The 14,567-nt window shown below is 65.3% G+C and carries 14 protein-coding genes; 4 read left to right on the top strand and 10 right to left on the bottom strand.

The window, feature by feature from the left end; translation table 11 throughout:
* The 4 genes from AC1RGE_RS05545 (at window position 1) to AC1RGE_RS05530 (ending at window position 3,629) form a co-directional block, all read left to right on the top strand.
* Window positions 1-480, top strand: coding sequence for an Lrp/AsnC family transcriptional regulator (locus tag AC1RGE_RS05545; RefSeq protein ID WP_011061344.1), 480 nt, complete (start codon window positions 1-3; stop codon window positions 478-480).
* A gap of 256 nt (window positions 481-736) precedes the next feature.
* On the top strand, window positions 737-1,675 hold the full coding sequence (gene ctlX / locus AC1RGE_RS05540) for a citrulline utilization hydrolase CtlX (protein WP_011061343.1): 939 nt from the start codon (window positions 737-739) through the stop codon (window positions 1,673-1,675).
* Window positions 1,672-2,706 carry an arginine N-succinyltransferase gene (gene astA, locus AC1RGE_RS05535; RefSeq protein ID WP_015635649.1) on the top strand — a complete coding sequence of 345 codons (1,035 nt, stop codon included), beginning with the start codon at window positions 1,672-1,674 and terminating at the stop codon, window positions 2,704-2,706. The genes ctlX and astA overlap by 4 nt, the downstream gene beginning before the upstream one ends.
* Before the next feature lie 59 nt (window positions 2,707-2,765).
* Window positions 2,766-3,629 carry a LysR family transcriptional regulator gene (locus tag AC1RGE_RS05530; RefSeq protein ID WP_015635648.1) on the top strand — a complete coding sequence of 288 codons (864 nt, stop codon included), beginning with the start codon at window positions 2,766-2,768 and terminating at the stop codon, window positions 3,627-3,629.
* Between the two features lie 91 nt (window positions 3,630-3,720).
* Here the strand turns inward: AC1RGE_RS05530 and AC1RGE_RS05525 are convergent, their stop codons facing one another.
* The 10 genes from AC1RGE_RS05525 to arnC all read right to left on the bottom strand — a co-directional run bounded on the left by AC1RGE_RS05525 (window position 3,721) and on the right by arnC (window position 14,562).
* Window positions 3,721-4,425, bottom strand: coding sequence for an HPP family protein (locus tag AC1RGE_RS05525; RefSeq protein ID WP_015635647.1), 705 nt, complete (start codon window positions 4,423-4,425; stop codon window positions 3,721-3,723).
* A 289-nt stretch (window positions 4,426-4,714) separates the two neighbouring features.
* Window positions 4,715-5,230: a GNAT family N-acetyltransferase gene (locus AC1RGE_RS05520; RefSeq protein WP_401025340.1), complete on the bottom strand. Its 516-nt coding sequence runs from the start codon at window positions 5,228-5,230 to the stop codon at window positions 4,715-4,717.
* Window positions 5,231-5,271: 41 nt separating this feature from the next.
* The gene (locus tag AC1RGE_RS05515) at window positions 5,272-6,897 is read right to left on the bottom strand and encodes an ArnT family glycosyltransferase (protein ID WP_492583635.1); all 1,626 of its coding nucleotides are present in this window, start codon (window positions 6,895-6,897) and stop codon (window positions 5,272-5,274) included.
* Window positions 6,898-8,262, bottom strand: coding sequence for a UDP-glucose dehydrogenase family protein (locus AC1RGE_RS05510; RefSeq protein WP_011061338.1), 1,365 nt, complete (start codon window positions 8,260-8,262; stop codon window positions 6,898-6,900).
* Window positions 8,259-8,672: a 4-amino-4-deoxy-L-arabinose-phosphoundecaprenol flippase subunit ArnF gene (arnF, locus tag AC1RGE_RS05505; protein WP_015635644.1), complete on the bottom strand. Its 414-nt coding sequence runs from the start codon at window positions 8,670-8,672 to the stop codon at window positions 8,259-8,261. Before arnF ends, AC1RGE_RS05510 begins: the two co-directional genes overlap by 4 nt.
* Window positions 8,669-9,013 carry a 4-amino-4-deoxy-L-arabinose-phosphoundecaprenol flippase subunit ArnE gene (gene arnE / locus AC1RGE_RS05500; RefSeq protein ID WP_103290180.1) on the bottom strand — a complete coding sequence of 115 codons (345 nt, stop codon included), beginning with the start codon at window positions 9,011-9,013 and terminating at the stop codon, window positions 8,669-8,671. Before arnE ends, arnF begins: the two co-directional genes overlap by 4 nt.
* A complete protein-coding gene (arnT, locus tag AC1RGE_RS05495) occupies window positions 9,010-10,659 on the bottom strand; it encodes a lipid IV(A) 4-amino-4-deoxy-L-arabinosyltransferase (RefSeq protein WP_072441813.1) in 1,650 nt (549 codons plus the stop codon). The genes arnE and arnT overlap by 4 nt, the downstream gene beginning before the upstream one ends.
* Window positions 10,656-11,540: a 4-deoxy-4-formamido-L-arabinose-phosphoundecaprenol deformylase gene (arnD, locus tag AC1RGE_RS05490; protein ID WP_103290183.1), complete on the bottom strand. Its 885-nt coding sequence runs from the start codon at window positions 11,538-11,540 to the stop codon at window positions 10,656-10,658. The genes arnT and arnD overlap by 4 nt, the downstream gene beginning before the upstream one ends.
* On the bottom strand, window positions 11,540-13,546 hold the full coding sequence (arnA, locus tag AC1RGE_RS05485) for a bifunctional UDP-4-amino-4-deoxy-L-arabinose formyltransferase/UDP-glucuronic acid oxidase ArnA (protein ID WP_011061333.1): 2,007 nt from the start codon (window positions 13,544-13,546) through the stop codon (window positions 11,540-11,542). The genes arnD and arnA overlap by 1 nt, the downstream gene beginning before the upstream one ends.
* Window positions 13,543-14,562, bottom strand: a complete 1,020-nt coding sequence (arnC, locus tag AC1RGE_RS05480) for an undecaprenyl-phosphate 4-deoxy-4-formamido-L-arabinose transferase (protein ID WP_011061332.1) — start codon at window positions 14,560-14,562, stop codon at window positions 13,543-13,545. The genes arnA and arnC overlap by 4 nt, the downstream gene beginning before the upstream one ends.
* Window positions 14,563-14,567: the final 5 nt, after the last annotated feature.

The raw sequence follows: 14,567 nt of genomic DNA, 5'->3' as shown, positions 1-14,567 counted from the left end.
ATGGCGGACATCCGCGACCTGTCGATCGTGCTTGATCGAATCGACCAGGCGATCATCGAGGTTCTGCGCCACGAAGGGCGCATCACCTACCAGAAACTCTCCGAGCGCGTGCACCTGACCCCCCGGCCGTGCCTGGAACGGGTGCGCAAGCTGGAGCAGCTCGGGGTCATCCGTGGCTACGGGGCCATCCTCGACGAAAAGAAACTCACCCCGGGGCTGTCGCTGCTGGTGCTGGTGGCCTTGTCCAACCAGAGCGGGCGGGCGGCGCAGAAAGCCTTCGAGGCCAAGGTCCGCGCCTGCCCCCAGGTGCTGGAATGCCGGCTGATCAGCGGCGCCTTCGACTACAGCCTGCGCATGCGCTGCCGGGACATGGAGCACTACCGGGTGCTGACCGAAGTCTGGTTCGACGACCCGGATCTGCACATCGACAAACTGGTCAGCCACCCTGAGCTGGCGATGGTCAAGACCGGCATGGAATAACCCCCGTACGCCCCCCGCCGCAGGAGCCGGCTTGCTGGCGAACAGGCCCGCAAGCCTTGCACCGCTCGCAAGATCGCCTTCGTTGGCAAGCCTGCTCCTGCAGGTCGCATATCGGTGTTTTCAGGGGGTGCGAAATCGGCTGGGGCAACCCGTGCTTTCAGCCATTTCCTGCTGTGCAGGCCCGCCGTTCAGCCGGGTTTTGTCCCGACAAAAAAACACAATGGGCCCCTCTGAAACCTCATTGATTGCGTGCCCCATGCAGACTACCCATAGCGTTTTGATGATTCGCCCTACGCGTTTTTCGTTCAACCAGGACACTGCCGGCAACAACCATTTCCAGCGCCCGCCCGGTGCCGCCGAAGACGTGCAGGCCAAGGCCCTGCAGGAGTTCGACGGCTACGTCGCGACGCTGCGCGAGCATGGGGTCCGGGTGCTGGTCCATGAAGACGGCGCCGCACCCCATACCCCGGATTCGATCTTTCCCAACAACTGCTGGAGCAGCCACCCCGACGGCACCCTGGTGCTGTACCCGATGCAGGGCCGCAACCGCCGCCTGGAGCGCTACAAGGGGGTATTGGCGCACCTGCACGAGCAGTACCAGGTGAACCGCACCCTGGATCTCACCTCCCTGGAGCAGGAGGAACTGTTTCTCGAAGGCACCGGCAGCATGGTCCTGGATCGCCAGCAGCGCATCTGCTACGCCGGCTACTCGACCCGCACCCACGCCCGGGCCCTGGACCAGCTGGTGGCGCACCTGGGTTACGAGCTGTGTGCCTTTCATGCCCGGGACCGCCAGGGTGAGCCGATCTATCACACCAACGTGATGATGAGCGTCGGCAGCCAGCTGGCGGTGGCCTGCCTGCTGGCCCTGGACGATGCACAGGAGCGGGCGGCCCTGCGCCAGCGCCTGGAAAGCAGCGGCAAACAGCTGCTGCCCTTGACCTGGGCCCAGCTGGAATCCTTCGCCGGCAATATGCTGGAAGTCCACAACAGTGCCGGCGAGCCGCTGCTGGTGATGTCCCGCAGTGCCTGGCGCTCCCTGGATGCCGAGCAGCGCCGGCTGATCGAGCGCCATGTGCAGCCGGTGCCGGTGAACATCGACACCATTGAACGCATCGGCGGCGGCAGCGCCCGCTGCATGCTGGCGGAAATCTACCTGCCCGAACGTCAACCTCAGCTGGAGCTCTCGCGATGATCGTCCGTCCCGCCACCCTGGCCGATTTGCCGGCGCTGCTGGCCCTGGCCCACAGTGCCGGTGCCGGCCTGACCACCTTGCCCGCCGACGCCGGGCGCCTGCGGTCACGCCTGCAATGGGCCGAGCAGACCTTCGCCGGCCAGGCCTCGCGGGCCGATGCCGACTACCTGTTCGTGCTGCAAAGCGCGCAGGGCGAGGTGGTCGGCATCTGCGCCCTGGCCGGCGCCGTGGGCCTGCGCGAGCCCTGGTACAACTATCGGGTCGGGCTGTTTGTCGCGGCCTCGAAAAACCTGGGGATCAACCAGCAACTGCCGACCCTGTTCCTGGGCAACGACATGACCGGCCATTCGGAACTGTGCTCGCTGTTCCTGCATGCCGACCACCGCCAGGGGCTCAACGGGCGCCTGCTGTCCAAGGCGCGCTTCCTGTTCCTGGCCGAGTTCCGCGAGCTTTTCGGCGACAAGGTGATCGCCGAGATGCGGGGCTATTCCGACGAGCAGGGTGTGTCGCCGTTCTGGGAAGGCCTGGGCCGGCACTTTTTCAAGATGGATTTCGCCGACGCCGACTACCTCACCGGCCTTGGCAACAAGACCTTCATCGCCGAGCTGATGCCCAAGTTTCCCTTGCCCACCTGCCTGCTGCCGGAGCCGGCACGGGCAGTGATCGGCCGGGTGCACCCCAATACCGAACCGGCCCTGGGCATGCTCAAGGCCGAAGGTTTTGCCTTCAAGGACTACATCGACATCTTCGACGGCGGGCCCCTGATCGAATGCGCCACCGGCGACATCCGCGCAGTGCGCGACAGCCAGGTGCTGCAACTGAGCATCGGCACCCCGGGGGAGCAGGCCCAGCCCTACCTGGTCCACAACCGCCAGTTTGCCGACTGCCGGATCAGCGTGGCGGCGGCGCGGGTCGCCGCCGGCACCCTGATTGTCAGCCGTGACAGCGCCCGGGCCCTGGGGTTGCCGGCCGGGGCCTCGGTGCGGGCGGTGAGCCTGGCGGTGCCGGCGCGGCAAATGTCCGCAGCCTAGAAGCGTCGTGGCGCGAGCGCCGCTACAATGGCGCTCGAATTTTCTGCCGGCGAGGCACCATGGACATCGATCTGGCCCGCACCTTCCTGGAAATCGTCCGCAGCGGCAGCCTGATCGCTGCTGCCGAGCGCCTGCACCTGACCCAGACCGCCATCAGCGCCAGGGTGCAGAACCTGGAAGGCCAGCTCAACTGCAAGCTGCTGGTGCGCAACCGCGCCGGCGCCCGGCCCACCGCCGACGGCGAGGCCTTCATCAGCTACGCCAACCAACTGGTGCAGACCTGGGAGGCAGCCCAGCGCGACCTGCCGCTGCTGGCCGGCTACCGCAATGTGCTGCACATCGGCGGCGAGCTGAGCCTGTGCAACCCGCTGATGCTCAACTGGGTGCGGCGCCTGCGCCAGGCGTTGCCCAACCACGCCGTGCGCACTCAGATCGGCGAAGGCGCCAGCTTGCAGCGGCAACTGGAGCTGGGCGTGCTGGACGCCGCGCTGGTGTTCCAGCCGCTGTACTCGCCGGGCTTGCAGGTGGAGCAGTTACTGGAGGAAAAACTGATCCAGGTGCGCTTGGCCGGGCGCCCCGAGCCCTATGTGTACATCGATTGGGGCGAGGACTTTCGCCGCCAGCACGACGCCGCGCTACCTGCGCAGGCCAAGGCGGCAGTGGGCTTCAACCTCGGGCCGCTGGCCCTGCAATTCATCCTCGATGCCGGTGGCAGCGGCTATTTCCGCACACGCGTGGTGCAGAGCTACCTGGACAGCGGTGTGCTGGAGCGGGTGGAAAAAGCCCCGGAGTTCAACTTCCCCACCTACCTGCTGTACGCCCGCGAGCGCGATACCCCAGAGCTGCAACAGGCGTTCGCGGTACTGCGGGAAGTGATAGAAAGCGACACCGACTGGTCCCAGCGCTGGTCGCCGATGGTCTGAAACCCGGCAACCTGGCAGGCGAGGAGGCCCTTGAGTGATGGGCTGTCCTTGAGGGCGCCTTGGCGGGCAAGCCGGCGACTGGCGCTGGCTGTCAGCGGCGTGAGGCGAGCACCTGGCCGATGCTGCGGCGCCGGGCGTGGGCTTCGCTGGCATGAATCAGCTGTTCGAGGTCTTCGGGGGTGACGTCGAAGAACTCCTCCATCTCCGCCAGGGCCAGTTTCAGGTCCTGGGCCGTGATCGCCAGGCTGTCGCTGGCAGCGGTTGCTGGCAGGAGCGCCGGAGCTTCGCTGGGGCCCTTGGGGTAACGGGTGCGCGTCAGGTTGTTGTAGGCCAGGGCGCTGAGCAACAGGCTGGCGGCGGCCAGCATCACCGGCCCCAGCTCGTACCAGTCCAGGGCCACGCTGGCCGGGTCCGCCAGTACCAGGGTCAGGGCCAGGGCGCCGGCCGGCGGGTGTAGGCAGCGCAACCAGCACATCAGCACCAGGGCCATGCCCGCCGCCAGGCAGGCACTGCCCAAGGTACGGCCCAGTACATGGGCCACCGCCAAGGCCATGACGGCGGCACAGAGGTAGCCGCCAAGAATCGACCAGGGCTGGGCCAGGGCGCCTGAAGACACCGCGAACAGCAGCACCGCCGACGCGCCCAGGGGGCCGATCAGGTGCAGGGCCACTGGCATGCCGAAGACCTGGGCACAGAGCCAGACACTGAACAGGGTGCCCAGGGCCATGCCGATGGCGGCGCGGCTCCATTCCAGTGGGCGGGTATTGATGGCGGCGGGTTTCCAGCGGGCGAACATCGGTAAACGCTTTCCAATCCAGAACGACAGGCAAAAAGAAGGGCTTGCCTGGATGACCAGAAAGCCCTTGAACGTTCCAACATTTGGGGGAGGAACCGGCACAGTGTGCCGAGGAATCTTGCGCCTGACAAATTCATAATAATGCTGCTTCAGTGCATTTATTTTGCACTTAAATACGACAGCCCCTGTAGGAGCCGGCTTGCCGGCGAAGAGGCCTTTGAGTGTGGTGTAGCCCTGGCGGACGCCTTCGCTGGGAAGCCCGCGAAGGCAGCCCATTCCTCACCGGTTTCTACAGCGCCAGGCGCATGGCGCAGCGGCGCGCCGCGGGCAGGCCGTACCGGGCTTCATCGGCCAGCACCTGGCACAGCCGTGGGCCCAGTTGCGCCTGTTCGAGGGTGACAAAGCCCTGGCGCTGGTAGAAGGGTTCGTTCCAGGGCAGTTCGCGGAAGGTGCTCAGGGTCAGGGCTTCAAGCTGCTGCTCCAGAGCGTATTGCCGCGCCGCCTGCAACAGGCGCTTGCCGATGCCATGGCCCTGGTGAGCGCGGGCGACGGAAATCTCCCACACATGCAGTTCCCGGTCGCAGGCTTCGGCGTTGAGAAAGGCGCAAGGGATGTCATCCGCCGTCACCGCCACCCAGACCGGGTGGCGCTGGATATTGGCGCGGTGGCTCGGTGCGTCGGCCACTGCGGCGTCTGCCAGCCAGGCCAGTTGCGCATCGGAGCGAAACAGTTCGGCAGCGCAGGTTTCAATGGCGGGAAGAAAGTCGGCGTCGGTCACCCGCGCCCGGCGGATCTCAATAGTCATGGGCGCGAGTGTAGGCAGCGGGCAGGGGCCGTGCAACGCTTTCAGGGTTGCGCGGCGGTTGGCCCGGGCAGGTGCAGGAGGACGAAGTCGTTCTTGTCGAAACGCCCGCTCAACACCGGCTTCAGGTCGGCCAGCGGCGTATTCTGCAGGCTGGCCAGGTTGCTCTGATCGAGGATGACCCAGGCCGGGCCGGGTACCTGAGCCAGGGCGTCTGGGCTTTCGGTGAACTGCGGTTGCAGATCCCGGTCCAGGTTGACCATGAACTTGATGGCCTTGGCGTCCTTGCCCATGCGGTGCAGGACCACCGGTGCCGGGTCGGCCTCGATCAGTTGCATGGCGCTGTGGCTGAAGGTGCGCGTGTCATAGAGACGGTGCTCCACCGGCTCGAAGACTCCGATGTAGCAGGCCCAGACTGCCAACACTGCGCTGTAGGCCAGGCCCACGGCGCGCCACTGGCGCTTGAACAGCAGCCCCAGGGACAACAGCTGCAACAGGCCGAGCACCAGCAGCATCGGCGTCAACGAGTCGAGCTGCTCGGGGAATTTGCGCCGCAGCACCAGCAAGCCGATGATCAGCAACCCCGGCAGCAGCAGCCACAGGCCCTGGATCGCCCCGCGCAGCCAGGCCAGCAGCCGCCCGCGGCCGGCCTGGAACGGATAGGCGGCAATGATCGCCGCCATGGGCAGCATCGGCAGCAGGTAGCGGGCCTTTTTCGCCTGGGGAATCGACAGGCCGATCATCACGATCAACCCGGCCGCGGTGCACAGGCGCAACAGTTTCAGGCCCGGGCCCTGTTCCGTGGCGCGGGTCAGCAGCACGGCCAGCCACGCCAGGATCGCCAGGGGGTAGGCCAGGGCGTAGTTGCCCAGGGAACTGGTGAAGTAATAGAAGACATCGCTGGAGCCTTCGCTGCCGTCCATGCGCCCCATGAACTGCATGCGGATGACATCGTCGACGAAGGCCTGGCCGCCACTGAGCTTGGCCAGCCACAGCAGCAGGCCGACGCAGGCCACCAGCAGCGCCAGGGCGCTGAAACCGACGCTGAACAGCCGCCGCCACTGGCCATTGAGCAGGTAGTAGCTGCATAGCATGCCGGTGGGAATCACCAGGCCGATGGGCCCGCGAATGGCAAAGCCCAGCACCAGCAGGAGGAAGATCCAGCCCAGGCGCCGGTGGGTACCGAAATGGTCATGGGCGTAGCCCAGGTAGAACACGGCCAGGGACACCGCAGCCAGCATCTGGTCCAGGGACACGGCGCGGGTTTCACTGATAAAGGTGTTGCTGAGCAACAGCAGGGCAACGCTGAGCAGGGCCCAGGTGCGGGAATAGGGCGCCAACAGGCGATAGATCAGGCTGACGATCAAGGCCGAGGCGATGGCCGTGGGCAACCAGGCGGTGAGGCTGGTGACTTGCCCCCCTGGCAGGGAGAACAGCCAGACCAGCAGGGTCGAGGCGCTGGAGTAGTCGGCGTAGGGCTGGCCGTAGGTGGTGGGGAAGAACCCCGGCCCGTGGCGCAGCATTTCCTTGGCAAACAGCACGAAGCGCGAATCGAAGCCGATCGCCGACTGGTGGTCGGCGCCGGCGCAGAACAGCAGCAGGGCCAGCAACCCCAGCCCCAACGATTGCCAAAGAAGAGTGTTCGAAGGGGAGGAGTGACTGGTGTTCATTCAGGCCTCAGCAGACCACTGCTGGTGGGGGATCGGCAGGTTGCGCGATTCACCGCGGCCAATCGGGAAGTAGGTGAAGCCGTTGCGCGCCAGGCGCTCGGCGTCGTACAGGTTGCGCCCGTCGAAGATCACCGGCGCCTTGAGACGCTGCTGGATCAGGTCGAAATCCGGTGCCTTGAACTGCTGCCACTCGGTGCAGATGACCAGGGCGTCGGCGCCCACCAGTACCGATTCCGGGGTGCCCATGAGCATCAGGCGCGACTCGTCCGGGTACAGGCGCTGGGTTTCCTGCATGGCTTCCGGGTCGAAGGCCCGCACCTGGGCACCGGCGGCGAACAGCGCATCGAGCAGCACCCGGCTCGGGGCGTCGCGCATGTCGTCGGTGTTGGGCTTGAATGCCAGGCCCCACAGGGCAAAGGTCTTGCCTTTGAGGTCGCCCTTGTAGAACGCCTTGATGCGTTCGAACAGCTTGTGCTTCTGCCGCTCGTTGATGGCTTCCACGGCTTGCAACAGATCGCTGGAGCAGTGGGCTTGCTGGGCACTGTGGATCAGCGCACGCATATCCTTGGGGAAGCACGAGCCGCCGTAGCCGCAGCCCGGGTAGATGAAGTGGTAGCCGATGCGGGTGTCGGCGCCGATGCCCAGGCGCACCGCTTCGATGTCGGCCCCCAGGTGCTCGGCCAGTTCGGCGATCTGATTGATGAAGCTGATCTTGGTCGCCAGCATGCAGTTGGCGGCGTACTTGGTCAGCTCGGCGCTGCGCAGGTCCATGAACATGATGCGGTCATGGTTGCGGTTGAACGGTGCGTACAGGTCGCGCATCACATCGCGCACTTCTTCGCGCTCGCAGCCGATGATGATCCGGTCCGGCCGGCGGCAGTCGGTGACCGCCGAGCCTTCCTTGAGGAATTCCGGGTTGGAGACGATATCGAATTGCAGCGCACGGCCATCCAGGACCTTCTCGATGTGGGCCTTTAAGGTGTCGCCCGTGCCCACCGGTACGGTGGATTTTTCCACCAGGATTACCGGCTGCTCACGGTGGCGGGCCACCGCGTCGCCCACTGACAGCACGTAGCGCAGGTCCGCCGAACCGTCTTCGCTGGAGGGCGTGCCCACGGCGATGAACAGCACCTGGCCATGCTGCACCGCGAGTTTTTCATCGTGGGTGAAGTGCAGGCGCTTGGCTTCGAGGTTTTCCTTGACCAGGCTGGCCAGCCCCGGCTCGAAGATGCTCACGTGTCCCTGTTGCAGCTGTTTGACCTTTTGCTCGTCGATGTCCATGCAGATGACATCGTGGCCGACTTCAGCCAACACGGCAGCCTGTACGAGGCCGACGTAACCACTTCCAAATACACTGATTTTCATGGGGTATTCCTGGGACTTGTCGCGGGTGCAGATCGAGAGTTGATGGTGATGACCCCGAGGATGACCAGGGCCACCCCGAGGGTTTTGGAAAGCGTGAAAGGCTCGTTGAACAACGGCAGGCTGGCGGCCAGCAGGTAGACCAGGGCGTAGCTGATGCTGAGCAGCGAATAGGCCCGGCCCAGCGGCAGGTCGCGCAAGGCCAGCAGCCAGCAGAGCATCGACAGCGCATAGGCGGCGATGGCCGCGGCCACCACCGCCAGGGCGGCCAGGTCGACGCTGCCGGCACTCAACGCCGGCAACCACTGATCCGGAGCGGGCAGGCGGGTCATGCTCCAGCGCATGCCCAGCTGGGCGCCGCTGACCAGGGCCACGCTGCCCAGGGCGAAGGCAAACCCCTTGGCCCGGCTCATGCGTGGCGACTCAACAGCAGCACGCCGCCGATCACCAGGGCCACGCCGAACCAGTGGCGCCGGTCGATGTGCTCACGGAATACGAAGTGGGCAATCAGGGTGATGAAGACGAAGTTCAGGCTGAGCATCGGGTAGGCCACGCCCACCTCCATGCGTTGCAGCACCAGGAGCCACACCAGCAGGCCCAGGCCGAGGCTGAGCAGAGCCAGCCACAGCCAGCCCGAGCGCAGTTTCTGCAGGGCGCTGGAAGGCTGGCCGCGCCAGCTTTCCACGGCGAACTTCTGCGCCACCTGGCCCAGGCAGGTCAGCCCGCAGGCCAGCAACAAAAGCAGCAGGCTCATGGCTGGCCCTGGGGAATGATGAAGATCACGATATTGCCTTGCTCGTAGCGCTTGGCATCCTTGGGCAGCAGCTCGACTTCATGTTCCTCGTCGCTGCTCTTGACCCGCATCACCACGCCGATCGAACCCTGCTTGCGGGCCTCGGCGATCCACGGCTGGACCTGATTGAGGTCGACCTTGCGCGCGGCAGTGTCTTCGTAGCCCAGGCCGTATTTCACTTCGCCTTCGGTGTTGTACAGGGTCACGTCAGGGCGCCGCAGGCGCCAGGCCAGGGCGGAGGCAGCTCCCAGGTCGTTGCTCAGCAGGGCCTTGGCCTGGCCCAGCTCGGCCACGTGATCGATGATGAACTGGTCGGGGATCTTGTTGTAGACCACCGAGTTGGGCAGCGCTGCCGGGGCCAGGGCCACCAGCAGGAAGCTGCCCAGGGCCGGCGCCGCCCACAGGGTCAGGGGGCGCATGGCTTGCAGCAGGTTGCTGAGGATCCAGCCCAACAGCAACACATACACCAACACCAGGTGCTGCGGCTCGTCCACATACACCGGCTTTTTCATCTGGAAGTACACCAGGGCCAGCAGCCCCAGCAGGCCGGCCACCAGGTTGAGCACGCCGTTGAATGCCAGCAGCCGGGTCTTGCCGGCAGCCAGGCGGTCCACCAGGGTGTTGCCCATCAACAACGCCAGGGGCAACAGGCACGGCAGGATATAGGCCGGCAGCTTGCCCTTGCTCAGGCTGAAGAAGGCCAGGGGCAGCACCAGCCACAGCAGCAGGAAGCCGCTGCTGTTCTGGCGCCGCTGTTGCCAGGCCTGCTTCAGGCCGGCCGGCAGCAGCAGCACCCAGGGCACGCTGAACCCCACCAGCAACGGCAGGTAGTACCACCAGGGCGAGGCGTGCTGGGCATCATCACCGGCAAAACGGCGGATGTGCTCGTGCCAGAAGAAGAAACGCCAGTAGTCCGGTTCCTGGGAGTGCACCGCCAGGGCCCAGGGCAGGCTGATGAGAATGGCCACCAGCACACCGATGCCGCCATAGATCAGCAGCGAGCGCAGGCGCTTCTGCCAGATGGCGTAGGGCAGGGCCACCAGCACCGGCAGCAGCCAGGCCAGAAAGCCCTTGGTCATGAAGCCCATGCCGCAGGCCAGGCCCAGCGCCACCCAGGCCAGCACCTGGCCGCGGGTTGTCCGGCAGTCGAAGGTGAACCACAGCGCCACCAGGCTCAGGTTGACCCAGAAGGTGAATTGCGGATCGAGGTTGGCGTAGCCGGCCTGCAGCGCGACCACGGTAAAGCTCATGTAGAGCAGGGCGCTGGCCAGGCTCTTGCGCGGATCGTTCCACAGGCGCCGGGCCAGCAGGTAGGCCAGGACCACGCTCAGGCCGGTGCTCAGGGCCGAGGCCACGCGCACGCCGAACAGGTTGTCGCCAAACAGCGCCTGGCCGATGGCGATCATCCAGTAGCCGGCCACCGGTTTCTCAAAATAGCGGATGCCCATGAAGTGCGGCGACGCCCATTTGCCGGTCAGGAGCATTTCCTGGCTGATCTGCGCGTAGCGGGTTTCATCGGGAATCCACAGGCCGTGGGTGGCCAGGGGCAGCAGGTAGAACAGGCCGAACGCGATCAGCAGCAGCGGCAGAGCCCAACGTCTGGTCATGCGCCTTGCACTCCCAGCCAGCCTTCACGGCCTTCCAGCGCACCGCGCACCACCTTGCCCGCGGGCAGGCCGGCCAGATCCGCCGGGAGCATGTCGCCCAGGGGTTGGAAGTGGATGTCGCGCTGCCTGGCGCTGGCCAGCAGTTGGCGGAAATCGTTGGCCATGAGAATCCCTTCTACTTCTGCATGCACGGTATAGACGTTGAGTTTGTCCGGGCTGAACCGGTCGAGGATGTAACTGTTGAAATCCTTGGCGGCCACCACCGGCCCGACCACTTCGTCGAAGGTCGGCAGGTCCACCGGAATCTGTGGTGCGCCCAGGCTGCCGTCCGCCAGGCGTGGCAGGAACAGGCTCTGGCCGCGGCAGTCGCTGTTGTAGCGAAAGCCGAATTGCTGTTTGGCTTCGATGACGCGTTCGTCGGCGCGCCAACCGGCGGACGCCGAGCAGCTCACCGCTTGCCCGAGAATATCGTTGAGGCTGTCGACGCCACGGCGGATCTGTTCGATCAGCTGTGCCTGGCTCCAGCGCCCGGTATTGGCCTGCCAGCCGTGGTGATCCCAGGCGTGCAGGCCGACTTCATGACCGGCGGCCAGGGTCTGGCGCATCAAGTGCCCCAGGTCCCGGCCAATGGGTTTACCCGGCCAGGCCGTGCCGGCCAGGAGGATGTCCCAGCCGTACAGGCCCGCGGCATTGGACCGCAGCATTTTCCAGAGGAACTGCGGACGGATCAGGCGCCACAGGTGGCGCCCCATGTTGTCCGGCCCGACGCTGAAGAAGAAGGTGGCCTTGACCCCGGCTTCATCCAGCGATTCGAGCAGCCGTGGCACCCCCTCCCGGGTGCCGCGGTAGGTATCGACATCAATGCGCAGACCTGCCTGCATCAGCGTGCTTCTTGCTTGGCGCGGTCGGCGATTTCCAGCATCGCTTCACGCAGGAAGAAGTCCAGGGTATTGCCGATGGTTTCGCTCATTTCCACGGTCGGCTCCCAGTTCAGCAGGCGCTTGGCGTTGTCGATGCTTGGCTTGCGGTGTTCCACGTCCTGGTAGCCGGCACCGTAGAACGCCTTGCTCTCCACATCGCGGAAACCGGCGAACGGCGGGAAGTTGCCGCGCAGCGGGTGAGCTTCGAACTGGCGCAGCAGCTCTTCGCCCAGCTGACGGATGCTGGCTTCGTTGTCCGGGTTGCCGATGTTGATGATCTGGCCGTTGCAGCAGTCGTTTTCGTTGTCGACGATGCGTGCCAGGGCTTCGATGCCGTCGGCGATGTCGGTGAAGCAGCGCTTCTGCTCGCCACCGTCGAACAGGCGGATCGGGGTGCCTTCCACCAGGTTGAGGATCAGCTGGGTGATGGCCCGGGAGCTGCCGATGCGTGCCGAGTCCAGGCGGTCCAGGCGCGGGCCCATCCAGTTGAACGGACGGAACAGGGTGAAGTTCAGGCCCTTGGCGCCGTAGGCCCAGATCACCCGGTCCAGCAGCTGCTTGGAGACCGAGTAGATCCAGCGCTGCTTGTTGATCGGGCCGACGATCAGGTTGGAGGTGTCTTCGTCGAAGTTCTTGTCCTGGCACATGCCATAGACTTCCGAAGTCGACGGGAAGATCACGCGCTTGTTGTACTTGACGCAGTAGCGAACCAGCTTGAGGTTCTCTTCGAAGTCCAGCTCGAACACGCGCAGCGGGTTGCGGGTGTACTCGATCGGGGTGGCGATGGCCACCAGTGGCAGGACCACGTCGCACTTCTTGATGTGATATTCGATCCACTCGGAGTGAATGCTGATATCGCCTTCGACGAAGTGGAAGTTCGGATGGCTGCGCAGGCGCTCGATGGCGTCGGAGCCGATGTCCAGGCCATAGACGTCGTACTTGTCGTCACGCAACAGGCGCTCGGACAGGTGGTTACCGATAAAGCCGTTGACGCCCAGGATCAGTACGCGGGTGCGACGTGGCTTGCGCCCCGACTCGGCGCCGCGCAGCAGGGAACCGTCCACCAGGCCCAGTTCGTTGGCCAGTTGCGGGCCACCCAGGAACAGGCCGTTGGCGTTGCGCTGGCCGGAGGTGATCACCAGGGAGTCCTGGCCACAGGCGATGCGCAGCGGGTCGACGCTGATGACCCGGCCCGGGGCCTGGCCTTCGTTGCCCTTGGCGACTTCGGCGCTCCAGACGATCAGCTTGTGCTCGCCCACGGCGCAGAAGGCGCCCGGGTAGGGTTGAGTCACGGCGCGCACCAGGTTGAACAGCTCTTCGGCCGGGCGCTGCCAGTCGATCTTGCCGTCCGCCGCGGTGCGACGACCGAAGTAGCTGGCCTTGGACTCGTCCTGGGCGGTTTCGGTGATCTTGCCCTGGGCCAGTGCCGGCAGGGTGTCGCGCAGCAGGCTGGCGGCGGCGTCACGCAGTTTGTGGTGCAGGCTCAGCGCGGTGTCGCTGCGCTCGATGGCCACACGTTCCTGGGCAATGATGGCGCCGGCATCGGCACGCTTGACCATACGGTGCAGGGTCACGCCGGTTTCGGTTTCGCCCTTGACCAGCACCCAGTTGGCCGGTGCGCGGCCACGGTAGCGCGGCAGCAGCGAGCCGTGCAGGTTGAACGCGCCCTTGCTGGCAGTGGCCAGCAGCGGCTCGCTCAGCAGGTTGCGGTAATAGAAGGAGAACAGGTAGTCGGGGTTGAGCTTGGCGATGCGCTCGATCCACAGCGGGTGGTTGGCATCTTCCGGGGCATGCACGGCAATGCCCTTGCGGGCGCAGAGCTGGGCCACCGAGCCGTAGAAGGTGTTTTCCTTGGGGTCATCGGCGTGGGTGAACACGGCGGCGATCTCGTAACCTGCGTTGAGCAGGGCTTCGATGCCAGCACAGCCAATATCGTGGTAGGCGAAGACAACAGCTTTATTGCTCATGGCGAAACCTGATCAGTATGAGTGGAAGTTAAACCGTCGACAGTCACAGCAGGGGCCGGGGCCGCAGGCTGGCTGCGCAAGACTTTTTCGATGAAGAAACGCGGGCGGGCCCGCACGTCGCTGTACATGCGTCCCAGGTATTCACCCAAAAGACCCATGCCGATGAACTGGCCACCGGTGAACACGAACAGCACCGCGAACAGCACGAAGGTGCCGTCGCCGGCCCAGGTGGCGCCGAAGATCAGGCGCAGCACGATCAGCATCAGGGCAAACAGCGCGCCGAGGCCGGCCATGCCGAAACCGATGATGCTCAACAGCCGCAGGGGCGTGGTGGTCATGCAGGTGATCAAGTCGAACATCAGGTTGATCAGGCGCATCGGGCTGTACTTGGAGTCGCCGTGCTCGCGCTCGGCGTGCTCCACCAGCACCTCGGTGGTGTGCCGGGCAAAGCTGTTGGCCAGGATCGGGATAAAGGTGCTGCGCTCGGTGCAGGCCAGCATCGCGTCGATGATGGTCCGGCGATAGGCCCGCAGCATGCAGCCGTAGTCGCTCATGGCCACACCGGTGGAACGCTGCACGGCCAGGTTGATCAGCTTCGAGGGCCAGCGGCGGAACGCCGAGTCCTGCCGGTTGTTGCGCACGGTGCCGACCACGTCGTAGCCCAGTTCGGCCTGAGCCACCAGGCGCGGGATTTCTTCCGGCGGGTTCTGCAGGTCGGCGTCGAGGGTGATCACCACATCGCCACGGCACTGCTCGAAGCCGGCCATGATCGCCGCATGCTGGCCGTAGTTGCGGTTGAGGATCACCGCCACTACCGGGCTGTCTTCGCGCTCGGCGGCAGCTTGCAGGATGTTCGCCGACTCGTCGCGGCTGCCGTCGTCCACCAGGACGATTTCAAACTCGTGCTTGAGCTGGCGGCAGGCCGCTTCGGTGCGCCGCAACAGCTCGGGGAGGCTCTGTTCTTCGTTGTAGACCGGGATCACGATCGACACGAACTGAATCGGATAAGGTTTCAAAGGCT

This window comes from Pseudomonas sp. GW823-FHT02C05 (assembly GCF_058797595.1).
The sequence above is the reverse complement of the archived record's forward strand: the minus strand, read 5'-3'. Positions and strand labels throughout refer to the sequence as shown.

Bases quoted from the DNA above. Each gene is read 5' to 3' on its own strand.
- arnT (WP_072441813.1), bottom strand. From the start codon at position 10,659: ATGACCAGACGTTGGGCTCTGCCGCTGCTGCTGATCGCGTTCGGCCTG.
- AC1RGE_RS05545 (WP_011061344.1), top strand. From the start codon at position 1: ATGGCGGACATCCGCGACCTGTCGATCGTGCTTGATCGAATCGACCAG.
- AC1RGE_RS05530 (WP_015635648.1), top strand. From the start codon at position 2,766: ATGGACATCGATCTGGCCCGCACCTTCCTGGAAATCGTCCGCAGCGGC.
- AC1RGE_RS05515 (WP_492583635.1), bottom strand. From the start codon at position 6,897: ATGAACACCAGTCACTCCTCCCCTTCGAACACTCTTCTTTGGCAATCG.
- astA (WP_015635649.1), top strand. From the start codon at position 1,672: ATGATCGTCCGTCCCGCCACCCTGGCCGATTTGCCGGCGCTGCTGGCC.
- AC1RGE_RS05510 (WP_011061338.1), bottom strand. From the start codon at position 8,262: ATGAAAATCAGTGTATTTGGAAGTGGTTACGTCGGCCTCGTACAGGCT.
- arnE (WP_103290180.1), bottom strand. From the start codon at position 9,013: ATGAGCCTGCTGCTTTTGTTGCTGGCCTGCGGGCTGACCTGCCTGGGC.
- ctlX (WP_011061343.1), top strand. From the start codon at position 737: ATGCAGACTACCCATAGCGTTTTGATGATTCGCCCTACGCGTTTTTCG.
- arnF (WP_015635644.1), bottom strand. From the start codon at position 8,672: ATGAGCCGGGCCAAGGGGTTTGCCTTCGCCCTGGGCAGCGTGGCCCTG.
- arnA (WP_011061333.1), bottom strand. From the start codon at position 13,546: ATGAGCAATAAAGCTGTTGTCTTCGCCTACCACGATATTGGCTGTGCT.
- AC1RGE_RS05525 (WP_015635647.1), bottom strand. From the start codon at position 4,425: ATGTTCGCCCGCTGGAAACCCGCCGCCATCAATACCCGCCCACTGGAA.
- AC1RGE_RS05520 (WP_401025340.1), bottom strand. From the start codon at position 5,230: ATGACTATTGAGATCCGCCGGGCGCGGGTGACCGACGCCGACTTTCTT.
- arnD (WP_103290183.1), bottom strand. From the start codon at position 11,540: ATGCAGGCAGGTCTGCGCATTGATGTCGATACCTACCGCGGCACCCGG.